Here is a 20032-nt window from a genome sequence, read left to right as displayed (position 1 = left end):
CTGAAAACTATACACAATATTCTAATTCACAATATTACATATTAGGGATTAATTTAAACAGAAAATATTAACAATATACGTGCTAATATAGGCGCTAAAAAACTAGGATTATTACTTGTTAAAGATTCATTGTTAATTGTTAGTTAATAGTTACTAATTACTAGTGGCATTGCTATATATCCATAGAGACACCAATGACGACTCAAAAAGTATTGACCACCGACAAACTGGCACAACAGATTCAAGCTTGCGCAAAGGCGCAATTTACTGGTTGGTTGGAGATTGAAGATCCCCAAGGTCAGCAGTGGAGTCTTTCTTTTCACTTGGGTCGTTTGACTGGGGGTGCTAGTAAAATGCATCCCATTCGTCGTTGGTGTCGGCAGTTGTCTGTACACTGCCCAGAACTATCAGCATTTCCTGTGTGTCAGGGGTCGTCGGCTCAGCCGGTGTATTGGGATTACCCATCTCTAGCAGAACTAGTCAGACAGGGGAAAGTACCGCTAAAACAGATGAGGTCGGTTGTTGCTGGCAACTGTACGGAAATACTCTTCGATATCATCCAACGGCAGGAACAACTCCGCTGTGCTTCATCAGAGCAATTAACTTACAGGCAGATTCCTCAAGACACTATTGATTCAACCTCTGATTCAACCTCTGATTCAACCTTTGATTCAAGGTTGGTAGTCATTCGAGCTGATCAAATTTGGCAACAGGCAAGGCAGGTTTGGGAGCCTTGGCAACAGGCTGGTTTGGTAAATATTTCCCCTTCTTTGGCTCCGGTGATCTGGGATGCTGACAAATTGCGACAGCAGACCTCATTACTGGCCTACCATAACCTGACTACCTTGGTGGATGGCGATCGCACTTTGAGGGATTTAGCTGTGAGGTTGAAACAGAATCTTTTGCCTCTGACCCAATCAATCATGCCCTATATCAGATTACAGGTCATGGGTCTGGTGTCGGTTGGGGACTTCCGCTGTGATACTCACTTTAATAAAGCCACTAACCCAATGCCAGAAACTACCGGAAGGAAAGGAGGGCCAATTCAGACATTACCAGCTAGTCCCTTGGTAGTTTATATCGAAGACAGCCAAATCGATCGGCTGACCATGAGTCAAATTCTTGCCAATGCTGGTTATCGATTTATCAATGTTCAAGACCCTATCAAAGCCTTGCCGACCTTGCTAAAGCATAAACCACAGCTGATCTTCTTGGATTTGGTGATGCCAGTTTTAAACGGGTATGAAGTCTGTGCACAAATTCGTCGGGTTTCGGTGTTTCAAGACACGCCAGTGATTATGGTCACCAGTAATGACGGAATTGTAGACCGAGTGCGGGCCAAGATGGTCGGTTCTACAGACTTTTTAGCAAAGCCTATTACTCGGTCAAAGGTATTGACAATTCTCCAGAGGCATCTCGGGGTTAGTCGTAATATCCTGTCCAGTTGACTACTTACTTTAATACTTTAGTAAAGGGAACAGGAAGGAGGGAGTAGGGAGTAGGGAGTAGGGAGTAGGGAGTAGGGAATTTACGATAAAAAATCATCACAATTCATTGTGTATAATTATTAATTTAATTAACTAATTATTAGTTAAAATAAATAGGTTACAAAAATGAAAGTTACAATTACTAAAAAATATCAATAACTTTTATAAAAAAAACAATTATGACTACAGTCCTTTTGGTTGAAGATAGTTTGACGGAAAATGAAATTCTAAGTTGTTACCTCAGAGAAGCTGGTCTCAACGTAGTTAGTGTCACCAGTAGTGAGGATGCCCAGATTAAACTCCAGTCCCAGAAACCAGATTTAGTGATTGTCGATGTGATTTTGCCAGGACAAAGCGGGTTTGAACTGTGCCGGGAACTCAAGACTAATTCCAACACCGAAACCATCCCAGTGGTGATTTGCTCAACTAAAGGAACTGATGCCGACAAACTCTGGGGTTCGATGCTGGGAGCTGATGCCTATTTATCTAAACCGATAGACCAGCAAGAACTAATACAAACAATCCAGCAATTGTTAGGCATTAGGCATTAGGCATTAGGTATTAGGTATTAGGTATTAGGTAATGTTGAACTCCCTTGACCCAGCGGTAACACAAACAAATCTTGACCTACTAAACTTAGATCCACTAACCCCAGAAACCCGAGTGCGGTTGCTGCGTTTTCCTCTTGGCAAAGATGACAGTGTTCTGTTGCCCCTAGAGCAGATTACAGAAATTATCAGGGTGAATCTGCCGGAGGTTCTGCTGGTGCCGGAAATGCCCAGTTGCATTTTGGGAATTGGTAATTGGCGTTCAGAAATGCTCTGGTTGGTAGACCTAAACCAGCTGGTTGGCTATCCACCTCTGTCGAAGCTTGGGCAAGTTTCGGTATCTCCTGTGGCAATAGTAGTTCAGGTCAATGACCAGTCTTTGGGTCTGGTGGTATCCCATGTTAATGATATTGAGTTACATGAATTGGAGCAACTCCAGCCACCGACTCCTGGTTTATTTCCTCCTAAGCTATTGCCTTTTCTCCTGGGGTACCTACCTGGGGATGGCGGTGCAGTTTTGGATGTCATGGCTATTACTCAATGTCCCCTATGGCAGACACATCAACGAGGGGACTCTTGGGGAGGAGAGTCTTGAGGTTTTTCGACTTAGCCTCCTCCGAGATCTGGCAATTGATCAGGGCAATCATCAGGAGTTTTGATCAACCAAATCAATGCCATCAAATCAATTATGACTGGTTGACAAGCTCGTCACTCACTCTGCCCATTGAACAGTCTATTGGCAGGGTTACTACCGACTCGATTGCCTCTGAGATGCCATCATGGTCGGCAATTTTACCATTATCAGATGTTGAAAAAAGCGATGCAGTCGGCCAAAGGGGGTTTCCACGGGGCTTTCAAGGTGCGGACGCAGGTTCCGCACGCAGCCCCTCCCCAGGAGCGACTGCATCAAGAAAGGAAACTATAACTATGCCACAATTTGATAAATCTGAGGAAATACTCAGTTCTAAGTCCCAACTCAATCAATCATCGAGTAATGGCAATGGCAAGGGGACACCTACCGGGGTTCAGTTTCACCTAGCCGTGGATATTGAGCAACACTGCAAGGGTGAGCGGCAGTGGTTATTCCACCTGGCAACTCAGATGCGCAAAGCAGAAACTAGTGATGCCCTGTTGAGAACCACCGTGACTGAGGTTAGTCAGCGTTTACGGGTAGACCGAGCCTTGATTTTTCGCTTCCAGTCCGAGAATCGGGGTACGGTGCTAGTTGAGTCGATGGTGGGTGGCTATACTCCCAGCCAGGGGGAGTACCTGCCGGTGATTGCTTTTGGAGCATTGAATCGCTCAGCCTACGAGCAACAGGAACTTGTAGCCCTTAATGATATTAATGACCGGGCTTTGAGTCCGTTTCAACTCCAACTGCTAGAACGATTCCAGGTCAAAGCCAGCCTAAGTCTACCGATTTTGCTCGATGGGCAACTGTGGGGCTTACTAGTGGTGCAGCAATGTTCTGGTTCTCGGGAATGGCAGGAAGCTGACATTAGTCTGCTCTACCAAGTTGTTAATGAACTGAGGCTAAGTCTACAGCCAGTGGAATTTAGTACCCGACGGCGAGAGCAGGTGAAGCAGGAAAAGGTTTTGGCTCAAATCTTGGCCACAATTGCGCCGTCAAATGTACCGGAGATTGCCCTGGGCAACATTTGCCACGAACTGCGCCTGTTTTTGAAGGCGGATCGGGTAGTGGTTTATCGGTTCAATCGAGACTGGAGTGGTGAATTTGTGGCTGAGTCAGTTGCAGATGCTTGGGTGAGGCTGCTCGAAGACCAAAAGCAAAATCCTAACCTGACATCAGCCGATATATTGTCCTCTAAGCGCTGTACCGTCAAGCAAATCGGATCCGTGGCCAGCCCTACTACCGATACCTATTTAAAGCAGACACAAGGAGGCAGCTATTTCAAAGGTCAGCAGGTAGAGCGAGTTGACGACATTTATGCCGCTGGTTTTTCTCAGTGCTACATTGAAACCTTAGAAAAATATCAGACCAAGGCTTATATTATAGCCCCAATCTTTAATGGTGAACACCTCTGGGGTTTATTCGCCGTTTACCAGAACTCTCGCCCTCGGCGCTGGCTTGATAGTGAGGTGATGCTGCTGTCATTACTCAGTGACCGTCTCAGTAGTATTCTCAAACAATTGGACATTACAGCCCAGCTACAGGAGAAATCGGAGCAACTGGATATTGCTGTTCAGGGAGAAAAAATAGCAAGTCGCTTGCTTGATAAAATACTTAAGAGTTCTGACATCAACAGTGTTTTCCAGACCGCTACTCAAGAAATCCGGCAGCAGCTCAAGTGCGATCGCGTCGCTGTGTATCGCTTCAATCGAGACTGGAGTGGTGAGTTTGTGGCTGAGGATGTGGCACATGGTTGGATACCGTTAGTTGGATCGAGTATTAAAAAAGTCTGGCGCGATACCTATTTGGAGGAAACCCAAGGCGGTAGGTATCGCCACAATGAAACCTTAGCCGTTGATGACATTTACAACGTTAATTACGATCAGTGTCACATTGACCTGTTGGAGCAATTTCAGGCTAAAGCTTATGTGATTGTACCGATTCTGCAAGGGGAAACCTTGTGGGGTTTACTGGCAGCTTACCAGAACAATGGCCCTCGTCACTGGCAGAAAATCGAGGTGGGTATACTGGCTCAGATGGGCCGACAATTTGGGGTTGGCCTCCAGCAAACGGAGTATGTTGAGCAACTGCGAGCAAAATCCAAGCAACTCCTATTGGCTGCAGACCTAGAAAAATCAGCGGTCAAAATCATCAACAAGATCCGGCAATCTCGGAAACTGGATACCATTTTCAAGACCACAACCATAGAAATTCGTAAGCTCCTGATGGCTGACCGGGTCGGTCTGTTTCGCTTTGACCCTGACTCCGATTATAACGATGGAGAGTTGGTGTCTGAAGATGTGGTCAATGGGTACGATGGGATCCTGGGTAAGAAGGTTCACGACCATTGCTTTAGTCAACAGTATTCCCAGCACTATGTCGAAGGGCGAGTACACGCAGTTGCTGATATCTACAATGGGGATCTTGGCGATTGCTACATTGAGCTGCTAACTCAGTTTCAAGTCCGGGCTAACCTGGTGGTGCCATTGCGTAAAGGAACTGAACTGTGGGGATTTTTATGCATTCACCAATGCAGTAAGCCCCGTCAATGGCAGGAGTATGAGATTGATTTTGCCAAGCAGATTGCCCTACACTTTGAAGTTGCCCTACAACAAACAGAGTACCTAGCCCAAGTCGAGGCCAAATCTACCCAGGTCGCTAAAATCGCAGGGATGGAGCGAGCGGTAGTTGGAATCATCAACAAGATCCGTCAGTCTCGAAACCTAGATACCATTTTCAAGACAACCGCTATCGAAATGCGCAAGCTTCTTCAGGTTGACCGGGTGGGTGTATTTAAGTTTTACCCTAACTCTGGCTTTGATGATGGGGAATTGGTATCTGAGGATGTGGCATCAGGCTACCATGCCATGCTAGGAATCAAAGTTAACGACCACTGCTTTGGTGAACAGTATGCCCCTCACTACACCGAAGGACGTGTGCAAGCAGTTGCTGATGTCTACAATGCGGGTTTCAGCGATTGCCATATTGAGCTGCTGGCTCAGTTCCAAGTCCGGGCTAATCTGGTTGTGCCCCTACTTCTTGCACCTGATTTGTGGGGATTGTTGTGCATTCACCAATGCAGTAAGCCCCGTCAATGGCAGGAGTATGAGATTGATTTTGCCAAGCAGATTGCCCTGCACTTTGGGGTAGCGCTACAGCAATTGAGCTACCTGGATCAAGTGGAGGCCAAATCTCACCAGCTTGCCCAAGCTGCTGTGCGGGAGCGAGTAGTAGCAAGCCTTAGCAACCATTTGTCCCAGTCTGTAGATGTTTATAGTATCTTCCAGAGTATTACCAAAGAGTTGCGGCAAGTGTTGGGAGCTGACCGGGTAGTAATCTATCGCTTCAACTCCGACTGGAGTGGTGAGTTTGTGGCTGAATCGGTTGCCCCTGGCTGGATTTCCCTAATCACTGAACAAGAAAGAGACGACCGCCTGAAGGTGGATACAACGGCTTATGAGCGCTGCCAAGTTACAGCCCTGAGTGTTAATTCTCTGTCTAATGTTGATACCTGCTTGCAAGAAACCCAGGGTGGAGAGTTCGCCCGAGGTGACCGCTTCAAGAAGGTTGATGACATCTATGCCATGGGTTTCGCTCCCTGCTACATCAACACTCTGGAACAATACCAAGCCAGGGCATATCTGATTATGCCAATTTTCCAAAGTGACAAGCTCTGGGGGCTGCTGGCGGCTTACCAAAATACGGGACCCCGTCAGTGGCAAGATACCGATGTCACCCTCATGCTCCAAATTAGTAATTCCCTGGGATTAGCCTTGCAGCGATCCCATTACCTAGATCAGTTACGAGCCCAATCTACCCAACTCACCAAAGCGGCTCAAATTGCTCAGGGGGTAACCAAAATAGTTGGTAAGCTGTTTCAGTCTCGGGATGTAAATACAATCTATCGTATCACAACCCAAGAAATCCGGCAGCTGCTCAAATGCGATCGCGTAGCCCTCTATCACTTCAATCCTGATTGGACTGGTCAGTTTGTGGCTGAGGCAGTTGCAACTGGTTGGTTAGCATGGGTGGGAGCAGATATCAAAGCCTTCTGGCCCGATACTTATCTACAAGACACCCAGGGAGGTCGGTATCGCAATCGTGAAAGCGTGGCCGTTGATGACATTTACACCTTTGGTTATTCTGACGGTTACCTAGAAACCTTAGAGCAATATGAGGTTAAGGCTTATATGCTGGCACCGATTTTTATACAAGGAACCTTATGGGGTTTACTGGGTACCTACCAAAATACTGGTCCTCGTGACTGGCAAGAGTTTGAACTCAACGCCCTGGCTCAGATTGCGGTGCAAGTAGGGGCAGCCCTGCAACAGGCTGAGTATCTCGCACAAATCCAAAACCAGTCCCAGCAGCTGACCGATGCCGCACAACGGGAGAAAGCCGACAAAGAAGCAGTACAGCGGGAGGTAATGCAGTTGCTCTCAGCAGTGCGACCAGCTCTAGAAGGAGACCTCACCGTCCGAGCTCCGGTAACCAACAATGAAGTAGGTACCATTGCTGATGCCTACAACAACACCTTACAAAGCCTGCGCCGGATTGTGACTCAAGTCCAGCAAGCTTCCAGGAAAGTTGCCCAAACGTCTGTTGACAGGGAATCCTCCATTGCCAAGCTCACAGCCCAAGCCCAGCAGCAATTTATGGCTCTCGGTCAAGCCTTAGAGAACATCCAGACCATGGTTAATTCTACAGAAGCTGTAGGTGAGAGTGCTCAACAGGTAGAAGTAGCAGTCCAAACCGCTAACCAAACCCTCCAAGCAGGGGATGCCGCCATGAACCGTACCGTAGATGGAATTCTCGAAATCCGGGAGACAGTGGCAGAAACCAGCAAACGGCTCAAGCGCCTGAGCGAATCGTCCCAGAAGGTTTCGAGGGTGGTAAACCTGATTAGCAACTTTACGAATCAGACCCAATTGCTAGCGTTGAATGCAGCCATTGAAGCTACAAGGGCTGGTGAGTATGGACGGGGTTTTGTAGTTGTTGCCGATGAAGTACGTTCTCTAGCCCGTCAGTCAGCGGAAGCCACCACTGAGATCGAGCAGTTGGTGCAGGAGATCCAGAAGAGTACCGCTGAGGTTTCTACAGCCATGGATAAAGGTATTCAACAGGTTGCCCAAGGAACCGCAATGGTACAAGATACCCGTCTCACTCTCAATGCCATTGTTGAAGCCACCAGCCAAATCAGCCAGCTTGTAGAGGGTATTACCCAAGCCACCCAGGTACAGACCGAAGAGTTCCAATCCGTGACCCAAACCATGACTGAAGTTGCAGGAATTGCCAACAAAACTTCTGAGGATGCCATGGAAATTTCTACGTCTTTCCAAGAACTCCTAGCCATGGCTCAGAATCTTCAAGCCAGTGCTGACCAGTTCAAGGTTGAGTAGTCATTTGCCTTGCTAAAATCCATTTTAAATGCGTTTTAGCATGCATGCTAAAGGGGACTGGGATATATCTTTTTTATTTGATTTCAGGCTATAGACATTTTCAATGCACAAAATTTTTATTAAAACTAGGAAAATTTTATTGAATAAAAATTTTCCTAGTTTTAATAAAAAATCACTAATAATACGAGCATTTTTTCGTATAATCAGTTAGAGATAATTTTTTTTATTTTATCCCGATTCCCGATTCCCGATTCCCGATTCCCGATTCCCGATTCCCTACTCCCTACTCCCTACTCCCTACTCCCTAAGAATAAAATACCTCACCCAATTGACAACTGCTCTAATGACTAATGACCCGAAAATTCGTGAGCAAAGCTATCGCTACTTTCTCCAGGAAGCACCGGAACTGCTGCAAGTCTTGGAAGAGGATTTGCTGAGTTTGTCAGAAAACTATAGCATCAATAAAGTCAACAACTTGATGCGGACTACCCATACCCTCAAAGGCGCAGCAGCTAGCATTGGGTTGGAAACAATCGCCACTGTAGCTCACTCCTTGGAGGATGTTTTTAAAGCTCTGTTTAACCCCGACTTGTCCATTGATCCAGAAATTGAAGCCTTACTGTTTCAAGCTTATGAGTGTCTGCGCCTACCTCTGACCGCTGAACTCACAGGGGGGCAAATCGATGACACCGAAATCAAAAATCGAACTGCTGCTGTTGTTGCCCAACTCCAAGAGAAGCTGGGGGACTGTTTTGGTCACGAATCCCATCTGCCCACCTCACTAGAATTGGGCTTCGACGTCACCCAGTCCATTTTTGAAGTGGGGGTTAGCCAAGGCTTAGACGTAATCCAAGCTGCCCTAAATAATGACAATCCCAGTGAAATCAGCATCACAGTTCGCCACCAAGCAGACATTTTCTTGGGGTTAGGGGAATCCCTTAATTTACCAGGGTTTGCCGCTATTGCCAAAAATGCGATCGCAGCCCTAGACAACCATCCCGATCAGGTGGTCACCATTGCCAAGACCGCTTTGTGTGATTTCGTTGCAGCACAAGCAGCGGTGCTAGAAGGGGATAGGACTCAAGGTGGTCAACCTTCTATAGCTCTGCAACAACTAGCTGACCTTAGGTCTTCAAGTCAAAATTCACAATTCACAATTCAAAATCAATCTTCTGTCTTCGGCAACGGAAAAGAACAAGACCTTAATCGAGTTGAGCCCGGACTAGAAGAAGTAGAAGGTGTTGTTAATAATTCTTCCGTTACTGATCCAGAATCTAAAACAAGGAAACGGTCCCAGCTTGTGGAAATGATCTGGGGAGGATCAACTACACTAGATCAGCAAACTTCTGATCAAAGTAAACACTTGCAGAGGTCGAACCAAACAGAGATAGATGTCTTGGATGGAGAGATAGCCTCACCTGATCAAGAAATCGCCACAGAAAAAAATTTTGTTTTGCACAACATGGGGATGATTGATGCAGATAATCAAAAAAAAGAACAACGACAAGATCCCGAAATTATCACAGACGAGATCATCCCGCCCATAGGCAATGCCAAAAATGCCCCTCTAAACTCTTCCCATCTCGCCATAACTCCCTCCAACCAACATCCCAGCACGCCATCATCTAGGGATCTATCTGGTACTGTGCGGATAAATATTGAGCATCTAGAATACCTGAATTACACAATTGGGGAATTACTAACCAACCAAAACCGCCAGTTGCTCGAAAATGAACAACTGCTGGCTGCAGTGCGAGTACTCCTTGATCGTATCGACCAACATCAGCAAGTTCTAGAGCAACTCCAAGATTGGTACGACCGCCTGTTTATTTTGACCCAACAAAAGCAGATTAGGCAAAGGTTGCAAGTTAGCAAGTTGAATGTTGAAGGTTTAAACAAAAACAAAGCTACCGACCGAAATCTTGCTTTTTCTTCCTACCCTTGGGCAGAAAAAACGTTGCAGCTTAGCAAGTTGAAGGTTGAAGGTTTAAAGGAACACTTTGCTACCAACCCCAATCCTACGGCCAACCTTGGCCAAAAGGCCACGCTACGCTCTCAACCTGCCAACTTTCAACATAGCAACTTTCAACATAGCAACTTTCAACATAGCAACTTTCAACCAACTAACCTTGGCCAAAAGGCCACGCTACGCGAACAACATACCGACTATTTCGATGACCTGGAACTAAAACGTTATAGCGCACCCGAGCTTCTGATCCAGTCAGTTCTAGAAGATGCTATTCAATTAACAGAAGCTGCCCTAGACATTGAGCTGTTCAGCACCCAATCCAGTAAAACTCTCGAACAACAACGTCGGTTGTTAACCAACCATCGTGATGTCTTGATGGACGCCCGGATGTTGCCTTTAGGGGAAATATTTAGTCGTTTCCCCCCTGTCCTCAAGCAGTTGTCAGCTTCCCACCATAAGCTGGTAGAGCTAAAAATCTCTGGTAATGATGTTTTAGTGGATAAAGTTGTTGCCCAGAAGTTGTACGACCCCATGCTGCATCTTGTGCGTAATGCTTTTGACCACGGCATTGAGACTCCTGGTCTACGGCAACAACAGGGCAAACCAGAAAAGGGATTAATTGAAATCAGTGCTTGCCATCGGGGCAGATATTTGGTGATTGAAGTTTTTGATGACGGGCCAGGGTTGAATTTTGAACGGATTCGCCAACTAGCAGTAGAACGTGAACTGATAGACTTTGAACAGAGTAATAATCTCAGTGAGGCTCAGCTGAGGAATTTGTTGTTTGAACCAGGCTTTTCCACTGTCTCTGGGGTGAATAACCTCTCTGGACGTGGTGTTGGTCTTGATGTTGTCCTAAACCAGGTCAAAGCTCTGAGGGGTTCCGTCCAGGTTGATTCTTCTCCGGACCAAGGCAGCAGATTTAGACTACAAATTCCCTTGAGTTTAACCATAGATAAATTACTTCTGTGCCAGGCTGGGAAGCAAGTTTATGGTTTGATTACTGATCAAGTCTCCCAAATTATTATTCCTGAGGAACACCAGCTCCGAAGTTGGGAAGATGGCAAAGTTCTCTACTTGGGTACCGGGAGAGATCAGCAACTGGTTAAAGTCTACCAACTTGGGCAAGTCCTAGATTATTCCTCTGTGGCTTCTCCATTCTCGGTCACCCATCCCCATCAGCCTGTTGTTCCTAAACAGACGATCAGACCAATAATTCTAATTCATTACCAGGATCAGCTTGTGGGTCTGGAAGTAGACCAACTGTTGGGAGACCAGGAGTTGGTGATTCGTCCTTTGGGGACAATGATTGTGCCACCCCCCTATGTCAATGGGGGCAGTATTCTGGCCGATGGTCGGTTGACATTGGTGCTGGATGGGACTGAATTGATCCAGTACCTGTCTGAGCAACAGACCGATGGCAGTCAAAGGTTACAGGTTAGCACATTGAAAGTTGAAAGCAAAAGCTATGACCAAGCCACCCAACCGATGGAAACCCTTTCGCGAAAGCAGCTTCCACCTTCAACGGTTGAACCGTTCTGGGTCAGACGTAAGCCAAAGGTACTCCTGGTAGATGACTCGATCACCCTGCGCCAAACTCTAGCCATGACCTTACAGAAAAATGGCTATCAAGTGTTTCAAGCCCAGGATGGTTATGAAGGGATTGAGCAACTACAGCATCAGACAGACATACAGTTAGTGATCTGTGATATTGAGATGCCTCGCATGAATGGGTTTGAGTTTCTCAAACACTGTCAGCAAGACCCAGCTTTGGTAGATATTCCTGTAGTCATCCTCACATCCCGCAGTAACGATAAACACCGCTTGATTGCTGCACAGTTGGGGGCAAAGGCTTATATCACTAAGCCCTATTTGGAACACAAATTGTTGACAACAGTAACCGATGTTGTTGAGCCCATTTAACCGTTAATAAGGGAGTAGGGAGTCGGGAGTCGGGAGTCGGGAGTCGGAACCCACCCCTAACCCCTCCCAGGAGGGGAACGGGAGTCGGGAGTAGGGAGTCGGGGGAATAAAATTGGCTGTAGCTCATAAGTATGATCAACGCTATATCCTGCAATTCTTTGGTAATTAGTAATTGATCATTGCTCCTGGTGAATTGGTAGTTTAAAAAATCCTAAAAATCTCCCTATAACTACTCAGCACTAAACACTAATCACTAAACACTAATCACTATAAAATAAAGGCGATGGACGATTCAAAACTAGAAAAATTCATGGTTTTTAAAATTGCTGATTATTCCCTATGTCTCCCGATTAGGGATGTTATGAAAGTGGTTAATTATACCACGGAAATCAGCCGGGATATGAAAACCATGGGATTAGTTCAGCTAGGCAAGCATACCATTAAACTTTGGGATTTACATCAGCAGTTGGGGGATGGTAGTTTACCTCACCGAAGCCCTAACCAAAGGTTCTTAGTGATTATTCGTCCTAGGGACTCCGAACTTTGGGGAATTTTTGTGGATGATCTGCCTAATTTGGTGGAGTTACCCCAAGACATGATGCAACCTATCCCGAAGTCTTACCGTCAGGCCAGTGTTCTGGAGATGATATCTCATGCAGCTGTTATATCAAACGAAGCATCTACTCAGAAAATTTTTCTTTTGGATTTACAGCAAGTCGGTGCCTTGACTCCTTAATCGTCACTAGAAAAGGCTATAATAAAAATCTAAACTTACCAATTACCATTTGTTAATTGTTAACTTGTAGCAATTAACAATTTTTTTATGGCTAATGATCATAAATCAACTACACTATTAAAATTAACTCTATGTTAGTTAACATGAGTACTTTTCGTGTTGGTATTGCTGGTCCAGTTGGTTCAGGTAAAACTGCTCTATTAGATGCATTGTGTAAAGCGCTGCGAGACTCTTATCAAATCGCTGTGGTCACCAATGATATATATACTCAGGAAGATGCCCAGTTTTTAGTTAGGAGTCAGGCCCTAGAAAGCGATCGCATTCTGGGTGTGGAAACGGGGGGTTGTCCCCATACTGCCATTCGGGAAGATGCCTCCATGAACTTGGCAGCCATTGAACAGCTGGAAAATCGCTTTACTGATTTAGACTTGGTGTTCCTAGAAAGTGGAGGGGATAACCTAGCAGCAACCTTCAGTCCAGAACTAGTAGATTTCACGATCTACGTTATTGATGTCGCTGCTGGGGATAAGATTCCTCGTAAAGGAGGACCAGGAATCACCAAGTCTGACTTGCTGGTGATTAACAAAATTGATCTGGCACCTCAGGTGGGAGCAGATTTAGGGGTGATGGAACGGGATGCTAAAAAGATGCGAGGAGATAAACCCTTTGTGTTTACGAATTTGAAAACTAAAGAGGGACTCTCTACAGTGATTGACTTGATAAAACTTGACATGGGCGCTTATTAATTCCCTTGAGAAGGGAGTAATAAAAGTGTTGGAATCAAACCTAATCTGATCCTATGATCATGGGTGGTGATGATACTGTTTTATAGCGTTTATCACAGTTATGAGGTACAGTCTTCTTTGACGTTGATTCCCTGTCTTGATGCAACCCATCCCTATTCCCTATTCCCTATTCCCTCTTCTCTCTTCTCTGTTCCCTGTTCCCTGTTCCCTGTTCCCTAAAATCCAGAAATTGTTTACCTCATAGCTATGATAATTGCTATATTTGTTTGTGTTATTGCATTTATCCCTTGGTTTAAAAATGCTATATAATTAATTATTATCTTATAGTTTAGCAATTTTAATCTACTCAACTATAGGACTAAACCAGAAATAGTTATTGAAAAGTGCTGTAAGTTTTGCTTCCATGGCAAAAAATGTATTAAATTATACATAAACCTAGCATAGCTGGTAGAGCCAACGTTATCCTGGTTGAATACCAAAAAGGCGATCGCACACCCTCGTCACCCCCATTCCTAGACAGATTCAATCACTCGGACCCCTTGCTTTCCAGGGTTTCCCTTTCCTGCTGAAAACAGGGAGTAAGCTCTTTTTCGTCAACAACCTCCACAGCAGTAGGAACTTATCGGAAGTAAGACACAAGCAGTTAAGTCCATCTGATTGCCGTGATTTGATAGTCTAAAATATAATGGCTCCTTCATTCCCAATCCCATGGAAGTTGTTGTCCCCTTTACCCCTCCTAGTCGTCCAACCGAGTTTTCGGCTCTGGGCTATCTGTTTGGGCGATTTGACCCAAACCCATCTCAAGAGCCTAATAGGTCAGTTAAAGGAACTCTTGTTCTCAAACAAGGAATCAGCTTCAGTGCCTATATGCACCAACCCTTGTGGAAGAAATTAAGTACCAACCCCTCTTTTGGTGAGAAAAAAGTCTATCTCTGGCGAGTATATTTCCGCATCACCAAGGCAGGAAAACTCGCTCAAATTCAAATCAAGAAATTTATTCCCCTAGAAGGGAAAACTACTCTACGTCATTCTCCCAGTGACGAAAGAGTCGATCAGTTTCGGGTTCGTGGTTTAATTCACGATGTCAAGCCAGAAGCAGTCGTGGCTTATGTAGAACGCAATCACCTGCCTCCTAGAGGAAAAGCCAAAAGTTATCCATGGCAGCCTTTTTTGTTAAGTCTCCAGGGGTCTTTGCCAGAACCAGCAGAAAAGGATGATTTCTGGGAATTTTTTTGTAGACGAGTAGGGGAGCAACTCCACATAGAGGAAGCTCATCCAGTTAACGTAAATCTAGAAGACTCAAATTTCTATTCACATTACTCCGAAGAAAAAACTGACTATCAACCTCAACCAAGCCCTAACACTAAACCCAATGAAGTTATCATGATTCAAGGCAGAAAACCCGAAATCACCGTCAAGTTTACCGAAAGACCTAATTTACCGGAGCAAGGCAAGAAAGTTACTTTACTCCTCACTGGTGACAATGGCATAACCGTTCAGGCAGAACTTAATCGCAAGACCCTCAAAAAGCAAGTAGAAAAGATGGATAGCTTTGCTGATTGGGTAGCGGCTTTGAGTGGAAAGATAGCCAGGGTTTCTCCAGAAGGGGTAATTGAGTTAGAAGGTGCAGGAGTTAATGTATTTGAGAAAAAACCAAAAGTGAGCGAATCAACTGAGCCAAAAGAGTCTCAGAAGCCTTCTAGCAACCCAGAAACAATTAAGCAAGAACAATCACAACAACCTGCTCAAAAGCAGAAGAAAGTGTTTCGTCTGATTGATTAGGATAGGTGTTGGTTTGAGGGAGCAGGAGTAGCCCACAGGGGTAGGTTGTTTACCTCAGGGCCAAATGGGGAGTGTGGGAGGGGTGGGGAGATGGGGAGATGGGGAGATGGGGAGATAAATAGATGGGGAGATAAATAGATGGGGAGATAAATAGATGAGGAGATGGGGAGATGGGGAGATGGGGAGATGGGGAGATAAATAGATGAGGAGATGGGGAGATAAATAGATGAGTAGCCGTAGTTTGCAGAATTGGGATCAGTAAGACTAGTCTGACTTGCCAATTTTTTTTTGCCATTTTGTTTGGGTGGTATGGGATACTTGTGTCTTCAGCACCTCTTCACAATCTCTTGATCACATCTTTAAGATTTAATTTATCGAGAAATATTTTTATCAAGTTGATCAAGGTCTACTATAATAATCGAAGCTAAAAAAGAATCTTTCTCAAGTTTAACCCCATGACAATTAATCGACGAACAATACTACAAATTGCTGGTGTAGGTGGTTTAGGCACCGTAGCCGCTTCTAGTCTAATTCGCCCTGGTTCAAGCAAGGAGTTAATTGCAGCTGCTAGAGACCCCTATGCTGCAGAGGTTGATCAGGGCTTAAGGTATTTCCGACAACAAGCTCAAGTACAGCTACCCCTTGTCGAAGACTTAGTGAAAGCAATTCGCAGTGGCAATTTGGAAAATGCCAAAGACGCCTATGTCAAAGCCCGTCCTCCTTACGAGCAAATTGAAACCTACGCAGCCAGCTTTGAAGAAACTGACCGGGATATTGATGCTCGCCCCTCTGGTTTTGATGGCGGGGAGGATAACCCAGAATTTAAGGGATTTCACCGGATCGAAGTTCTCTTGTACCGGGAAGGGAACGTGAAAGCAGCGCTTCCTTTTGCTAAAGAGTTAGTCGAGAGCGTCAAAACCCTAATCAAAGATTTAGATCAGCGGCAGAACTTCAATTCCACCTTGAACTTTGAGGGGATGATTGCTTTGGCGACAGAAGTAGTAGCCAAGAAGATTTGTGGCGAAGAAGAAACTTGGTCGGATCAGAGCCTGTTAATCTTCTCAGATAACTGGATCGGAATTTTCAGCCAGTATGCTCCCTATTCAGCAAAAGTGGCAGACAAAGACCCCAGTGTGGATCAAGAGGTTAAGGCAGCTTATAAAGCAGCCAAAGGCAAGCTTAAACCTTACTTCACCCAGGGCGAAGTTGCAGCTCAACCCTATAGTTCTCTCGACATTAGTCAGCGAAAAGATATTGTGGACGTCGGCTATAGGTTCCGCAGAGCGTTGGTCAAAGCAGCAAAGGTTTTAGAAATACCCGTTGGTTTCGAAGTTTAGGGAACGGTGGCACGGTGGCACAGTGTTAGCTGTTGGGTTTTGAGTTAATGGTTTTTGCCCTTAATCCTACTGATGCCTAATACCATTGGCCTAAGACGATCATGCCTATTCCGGTAAACGAGAAGCAAAAAGCGCGGCAGAGAGTAGTAAATATAATCTCTGCCGCGATTATGGCTCGTAATCAGACATAAGAGAAGATGTCTAGGATAGACATTATACGTATTGCTAAAATTTGTCAAGTGTTACCAAAGGGTCTATTATAGAATTTGTGATGACATTAAACCGATAAGGGTGGTTAGACCCATAGGCCATTAGATCAAGGACCACTGACACTTCCGTCCGTTACTAAACCATAAATATAGCGCTAAACAGGATAAAAAATTACTATCTGTAGTGTATAAGGTGGCTAAGCCCTAAGTTTTACTAAATCATAGTTAAATTGTACGATTTCAATAATAGCTCAGATCTATAAGTCAAGTTTGAACTGACTGACAGCAGTATATATTCCTATTTTAACAGCATTTTAGCCAACTATTAGAAAAACTAATGATAAAACTTATTTATAAAATAAAAACTGATGATAGGCGTTGACAACAATTTTGGGTAATTTTGGATTAGCTTAAATCCCTGTAACTTTTTATAGACAAGAGTTTTAGATAATTTTTGAATCCTAGAAATGCTAATAATTCGCAATAAATATTACAAAATATTGCAAGTTACTTTAAATTGCTTCCCTAATGCTGCACAATCGATTCATGTGATTTCACCTCAACCCTAAACAGGAGGTGGTGAAACAATGAAGCAATTAAGGATCGAGTAAGGATCGAGTATGCAAACATACGGTAATCCCGAGGTTAAATATGACTGGTGGGCTGGTAACGCCCGCCTAGCCAACTTGTCTGGCACATTTATAGCTGCTCATGTCGGCCAAGCAGCCCTGATCGTTTTTTGGGCTGGAGCATTTACTCTGTTTGAAATTTCTTGGTATGATCCCACCCTGCCAATGGGTGAGCAGGGGCTGATTCTGCTGCCCCACTTAGCTACTTTGGGCTGGGGTGTAGGCTCAGGCGGTCAGATAGTGGATACTTACCCCTATTTTGTGATTGGCGTTCTACACCTGATCTCCTCGGCTGTTCTGGGAGCGGGTGCTCTGTTCCATGCCACTAAAGGCCCAGCGCAATTGAAAGATGCTGGTGGTCGTGCCGCTAAATTCCACTTTGAATGGAATGACCCTAAGAAGTTAGGCTTTATTCTTGGGCATCATCTCATTTTTCTAGGAGTAGGCGCTCTGTTATTGGCCGCGAAAGCCATGTACTTTGGCGGACTATACGATGCCACCATTCATGATGTCAGGCTCGTTACCAGCCCAAATCTTAATCCATTGGCAATCTATGGCTATCAAACCCATTTTGCCTCGGTGGATAACTTAGAAGACTTGGTAGGCGGTCACATCTATGTTGGCTTGCTACTCGTTGGTGGTGGTATTTGGCACATCCTCATCCCACCACTGAAGTGGGCAAAGAATCTCGTAAGCTTCGAGGGAGAAGCGGTTCTTTCCTACTCTCTCGGCGGTATTGCTCTGGCAGGATTTGTAGCAGCTTACTTCTGCGCAGTTAATACCCTAGCCTATCCCGTCGAATTCTATGGTCCTGCCTTAGAGGTCAAGCTTGGTGTTTCGCCATATTTTGCTGACACTATTGAGTTGCCTTTGGGTGCCCACACTCCTCGCTGCTGGTTGGCCAATGCCCACTTCTTCCTCGCTTTCTTCTTTCTTCAAGGTCACCTATGGCATGCATTGCGTTCCATCGGCGTTGACTTTAAGAAATTTGAGGAAGGGTTGAATTAATTAGCTAGTAAAAAGCAGCCCTCTCTAGATAGTAGGTGTTAGCTGCTGTCCAATCAATCTAACACCTACTAAACCAAAAATTTCCTGGGCTGCTGAGTAGCACTCTACCAAATTTATGTTTTAGATAGAGATATACTCAGTTTTCATGACAACAAATAGTATTCCATCACGAACTAATCCGGATTGGTTGCTTGGTAATGCCCGTCTTAGGGACTTATCCGGTCAATTATTAGGAGCTCATATTGCTCACGCTGGTTTGATTATGTTCTGGGCAGGCGCAACTACCATAGCGGAAATTTCCCAGCTTGTGCCTGGTCAGCCCATGTCCGAGCAAGGATTAACCTTGTTACCCCACTTAGCCACTTTAGGCTGGGGTGTCGCACCCGGTGGTGTGGTCACAGATACCTATCCCTATTTTGTGATTGGCATTTTGCATCTAGCTGCATCGGCTGTTTTGGGTGCAGGTGGTCTATTTCATGTTTTTAGTGGTGTTGCAAATTTGAAAGATGGCACTGGACGCGCCCCTAAATTCCACTATGAATGGACTGACCCCAAAAAGCTCAGCTTTATTTTAGGGCATCATCTGATTTTCCTAGGTGTGGGTGCCTTGTTGCTGGTAGCCAAGGCAATGGTCTTTGGTGGCATTTATGACGCTGCTGTCGGCAATGTACGTATCATTACCAGCCCAACGCTTAACCCAGTGACTATCTTTGGTTATCTCTTTGGCATTGTCGATGGGGCTTGGAATCCTCTTGGAATGGCAGCTGTCAATAATTTAGAGGATGTCATTGGTGGTCATATTTGGATTGGGATGATGTGTATTGGTGGCGGCATTTGGCATATTGTCTCCACTCCATTTAACTGGGCTAGGAGTGCGCTCCGGATTGAAGGAGAAGCAATCCTCTCCTACAGTTTAGGGTCTCTAGCGTTTATGGCTTTTGTGTCTGCTGCTTTTGTTGCTAACAACACTACGGTCTTTCCCACTGAATTTTACGGTTCTAACCGTCTGGTAGCAGCAAATGTTCAGTTTTTCTTGGGACTCTTGTTCTTAGGGGGGCACTTGTGGCATGCTGTCCAAGCCCGTTCTGGCAGTGTATTAATGAGTACTCAGATTAAGTACTTAGATAAACTGTCAAAATCCCAAGACAATCCAACGACAGAGCCTTCGTCATAATTTCTTTGAAAAACTAGTTGCTAATTTTTAGCATTAAGTGGTATACTAAAAATGTAAGTTGCCATCTAGACGAGACACAGAGCCAGGGTTTCTTCTCTAGACAGGAAGCTAGTCCTCCTTATGGTAAACCAACAGCCAATCAGATCACTAGGGTGGTGATCTGATTTTTATTTTTTAGCTATTTATCAATAAAGTTTATTATTAAAAGCCCAATTCTTATGGAACCAGAAACCTGCTGGAAAACTGAAGCTGTTGTCAGCCGTGAGCTTTTAGCTCACGCTACCCGAACAGCGGTCAGCGGTCAGCCATTCGCACTTGAGGTGCTGACGTAAAAAAGATTAAACCAATGCTTAGTTGTTGTCTTAATGCAGCGCGGTCTTGGGGTTTCCCCCAAGACCGCGCTGCATCGCTTATTTAAAAGCACCTCAAGTAGCTTGCGCATAGCGCATTAGCT

13 protein-coding genes are annotated in these 20032 nt (G+C 45.1%); 12 read left to right on the top strand and 1 reads right to left on the bottom strand.

Going from position 1 to position 20032, the window contains the following annotated elements; genetic code table 11:
• The first annotated feature begins 194 nt into the window (after positions 1–194).
• The 5 genes from BJP37_RS11350 (at position 195) to BJP37_RS11330 (ending at position 11957) form a co-directional block, all read left to right on the top strand.
• A complete protein-coding gene (locus BJP37_RS11350; RefSeq protein WP_075898855.1) occupies positions 195–1448 on the top strand; it encodes a response regulator in 1254 nt (417 codons plus the stop codon).
• Positions 1449–1666: 218 nt separating this feature from the next.
• Positions 1667–2038, top strand: a complete 372-nt coding sequence (locus BJP37_RS11345; RefSeq protein ID WP_075898853.1) for a response regulator transcription factor — start codon at positions 1667–1669, stop codon at positions 2036–2038.
• A gap of 31 nt (positions 2039–2069) precedes the next feature.
• Positions 2070–2630, top strand: a complete 561-nt coding sequence (locus BJP37_RS11340; protein WP_075898851.1) for a chemotaxis protein CheW — start codon at positions 2070–2072, stop codon at positions 2628–2630.
• A gap of 332 nt (positions 2631–2962) precedes the next feature.
• Positions 2963–8065, top strand: a complete 5103-nt coding sequence (locus tag BJP37_RS11335) for a GAF domain-containing protein (protein ID WP_075905995.1) — start codon at positions 2963–2965, stop codon at positions 8063–8065.
• A 328-nt stretch (positions 8066–8393) separates the two neighbouring features.
• Positions 8394–11957, top strand: coding sequence for a hybrid sensor histidine kinase/response regulator (locus tag BJP37_RS11330; RefSeq protein ID WP_229415275.1), 3564 nt, complete (start codon positions 8394–8396; stop codon positions 11955–11957).
• Here the strand turns inward: BJP37_RS11330 and BJP37_RS36260 are convergent.
• Positions 11896–12084 carry a hypothetical protein gene (locus tag BJP37_RS36260; RefSeq protein WP_143727568.1) on the bottom strand — a complete coding sequence of 63 codons (189 nt, stop codon included), beginning with the start codon at positions 12082–12084 and terminating at the stop codon, positions 11896–11898. The genes BJP37_RS11330 and BJP37_RS36260 overlap by 62 nt on opposite strands.
• 156 nt (positions 12085–12240) lie before the next feature.
• On the opposite strand from BJP37_RS36260, the gene BJP37_RS11325 reads away from it, so the two are divergent.
• The 7 genes from BJP37_RS11325 (at position 12241) to BJP37_RS11300 (ending at position 19578) form a co-directional block, all read left to right on the top strand.
• On the top strand, positions 12241–12693 hold the full coding sequence (locus BJP37_RS11325) for a chemotaxis protein CheW (RefSeq protein WP_075898847.1): 453 nt from the start codon (positions 12241–12243) through the stop codon (positions 12691–12693).
• A gap of 143 nt (positions 12694–12836) precedes the next feature.
• Positions 12837–13439: an urease accessory protein UreG gene (gene ureG, locus BJP37_RS11320; RefSeq protein ID WP_070392530.1), complete on the top strand. Its 603-nt coding sequence runs from the start codon at positions 12837–12839 to the stop codon at positions 13437–13439.
• Positions 13440–13508: 69 nt separating this feature from the next.
• Positions 13509–13658, top strand: a complete 150-nt coding sequence (locus BJP37_RS38965; protein WP_198954010.1) for a hypothetical protein — start codon at positions 13509–13511, stop codon at positions 13656–13658.
• Positions 13659–14147: 489 nt separating this feature from the next.
• Positions 14148–15221 (top strand): heterocyst master regulator PatR, encoded by a 1074-nt coding sequence (locus BJP37_RS40950; RefSeq protein ID WP_198954009.1) that lies wholly within the window; start codon positions 14148–14150, stop codon positions 15219–15221.
• A gap of 455 nt (positions 15222–15676) precedes the next feature.
• Positions 15677–16558: an EfeM/EfeO family lipoprotein gene (locus BJP37_RS11310; RefSeq protein ID WP_075898845.1), complete on the top strand. Its 882-nt coding sequence runs from the start codon at positions 15677–15679 to the stop codon at positions 16556–16558.
• An 829-nt stretch (positions 16559–17387) separates the two neighbouring features.
• Entirely contained in the window at positions 17388–18404 is a 1017-nt protein-coding gene (locus BJP37_RS11305) for a chlorophyll a/b binding light-harvesting protein (protein WP_075898843.1), read from the top strand.
• A 145-nt stretch (positions 18405–18549) separates the two neighbouring features.
• Entirely contained in the window at positions 18550–19578 is a 1029-nt protein-coding gene (locus BJP37_RS11300; RefSeq protein ID WP_081431145.1) for a chlorophyll a/b binding light-harvesting protein, read from the top strand.
• Positions 19579–20032: the final 454 nt, after the last annotated feature.

This window comes from Moorena bouillonii PNG, from assembly GCF_001942495.1.
In the GTDB taxonomy this organism is placed as follows: domain Bacteria; phylum Cyanobacteriota; class Cyanobacteriia; order Cyanobacteriales; family Coleofasciculaceae; genus Moorena; species Moorena bouillonii.
The sequence above is the reverse complement of the archived record's forward strand: the minus strand, read 5'-3'. Positions and strand labels throughout refer to the sequence as shown.

Excerpts from the sequence above, each read along its gene's own strand:
- BJP37_RS11350 (WP_075898855.1), top strand. The coding sequence starts at position 195 with ATGACGACTCAAAAAGTATTGACCACCGACAAACTGGCACAACAGATT.
- BJP37_RS11345 (WP_075898853.1), top strand. The coding sequence starts at position 1,667 with ATGACTACAGTCCTTTTGGTTGAAGATAGTTTGACGGAAAATGAAATT.
- BJP37_RS11340 (WP_075898851.1), top strand. The coding sequence starts at position 2,070 with ATGTTGAACTCCCTTGACCCAGCGGTAACACAAACAAATCTTGACCTA.
- BJP37_RS11335 (WP_075905995.1), top strand. The coding sequence starts at position 2,963 with ATGCCACAATTTGATAAATCTGAGGAAATACTCAGTTCTAAGTCCCAA.
- BJP37_RS36260 (WP_143727568.1), bottom strand. The coding sequence starts at position 12,084 with ATGAGCTACAGCCAATTTTATTCCCCCGACTCCCTACTCCCGACTCCC.
- BJP37_RS11325 (WP_075898847.1), top strand. The coding sequence starts at position 12,241 with ATGGACGATTCAAAACTAGAAAAATTCATGGTTTTTAAAATTGCTGAT.
- ureG (WP_070392530.1), top strand. The coding sequence starts at position 12,837 with ATGAGTACTTTTCGTGTTGGTATTGCTGGTCCAGTTGGTTCAGGTAAA.
- BJP37_RS38965 (WP_198954010.1), top strand. The coding sequence starts at position 13,509 with ATGATACTGTTTTATAGCGTTTATCACAGTTATGAGGTACAGTCTTCT.
- BJP37_RS40950 (WP_198954009.1), top strand. The coding sequence starts at position 14,148 with ATGGAAGTTGTTGTCCCCTTTACCCCTCCTAGTCGTCCAACCGAGTTT.
- BJP37_RS11310 (WP_075898845.1), top strand. The coding sequence starts at position 15,677 with ATGACAATTAATCGACGAACAATACTACAAATTGCTGGTGTAGGTGGT.
- BJP37_RS11305 (WP_075898843.1), top strand. The coding sequence starts at position 17,388 with ATGCAAACATACGGTAATCCCGAGGTTAAATATGACTGGTGGGCTGGT.
- BJP37_RS11300 (WP_081431145.1), top strand. The coding sequence starts at position 18,550 with ATGACAACAAATAGTATTCCATCACGAACTAATCCGGATTGGTTGCTT.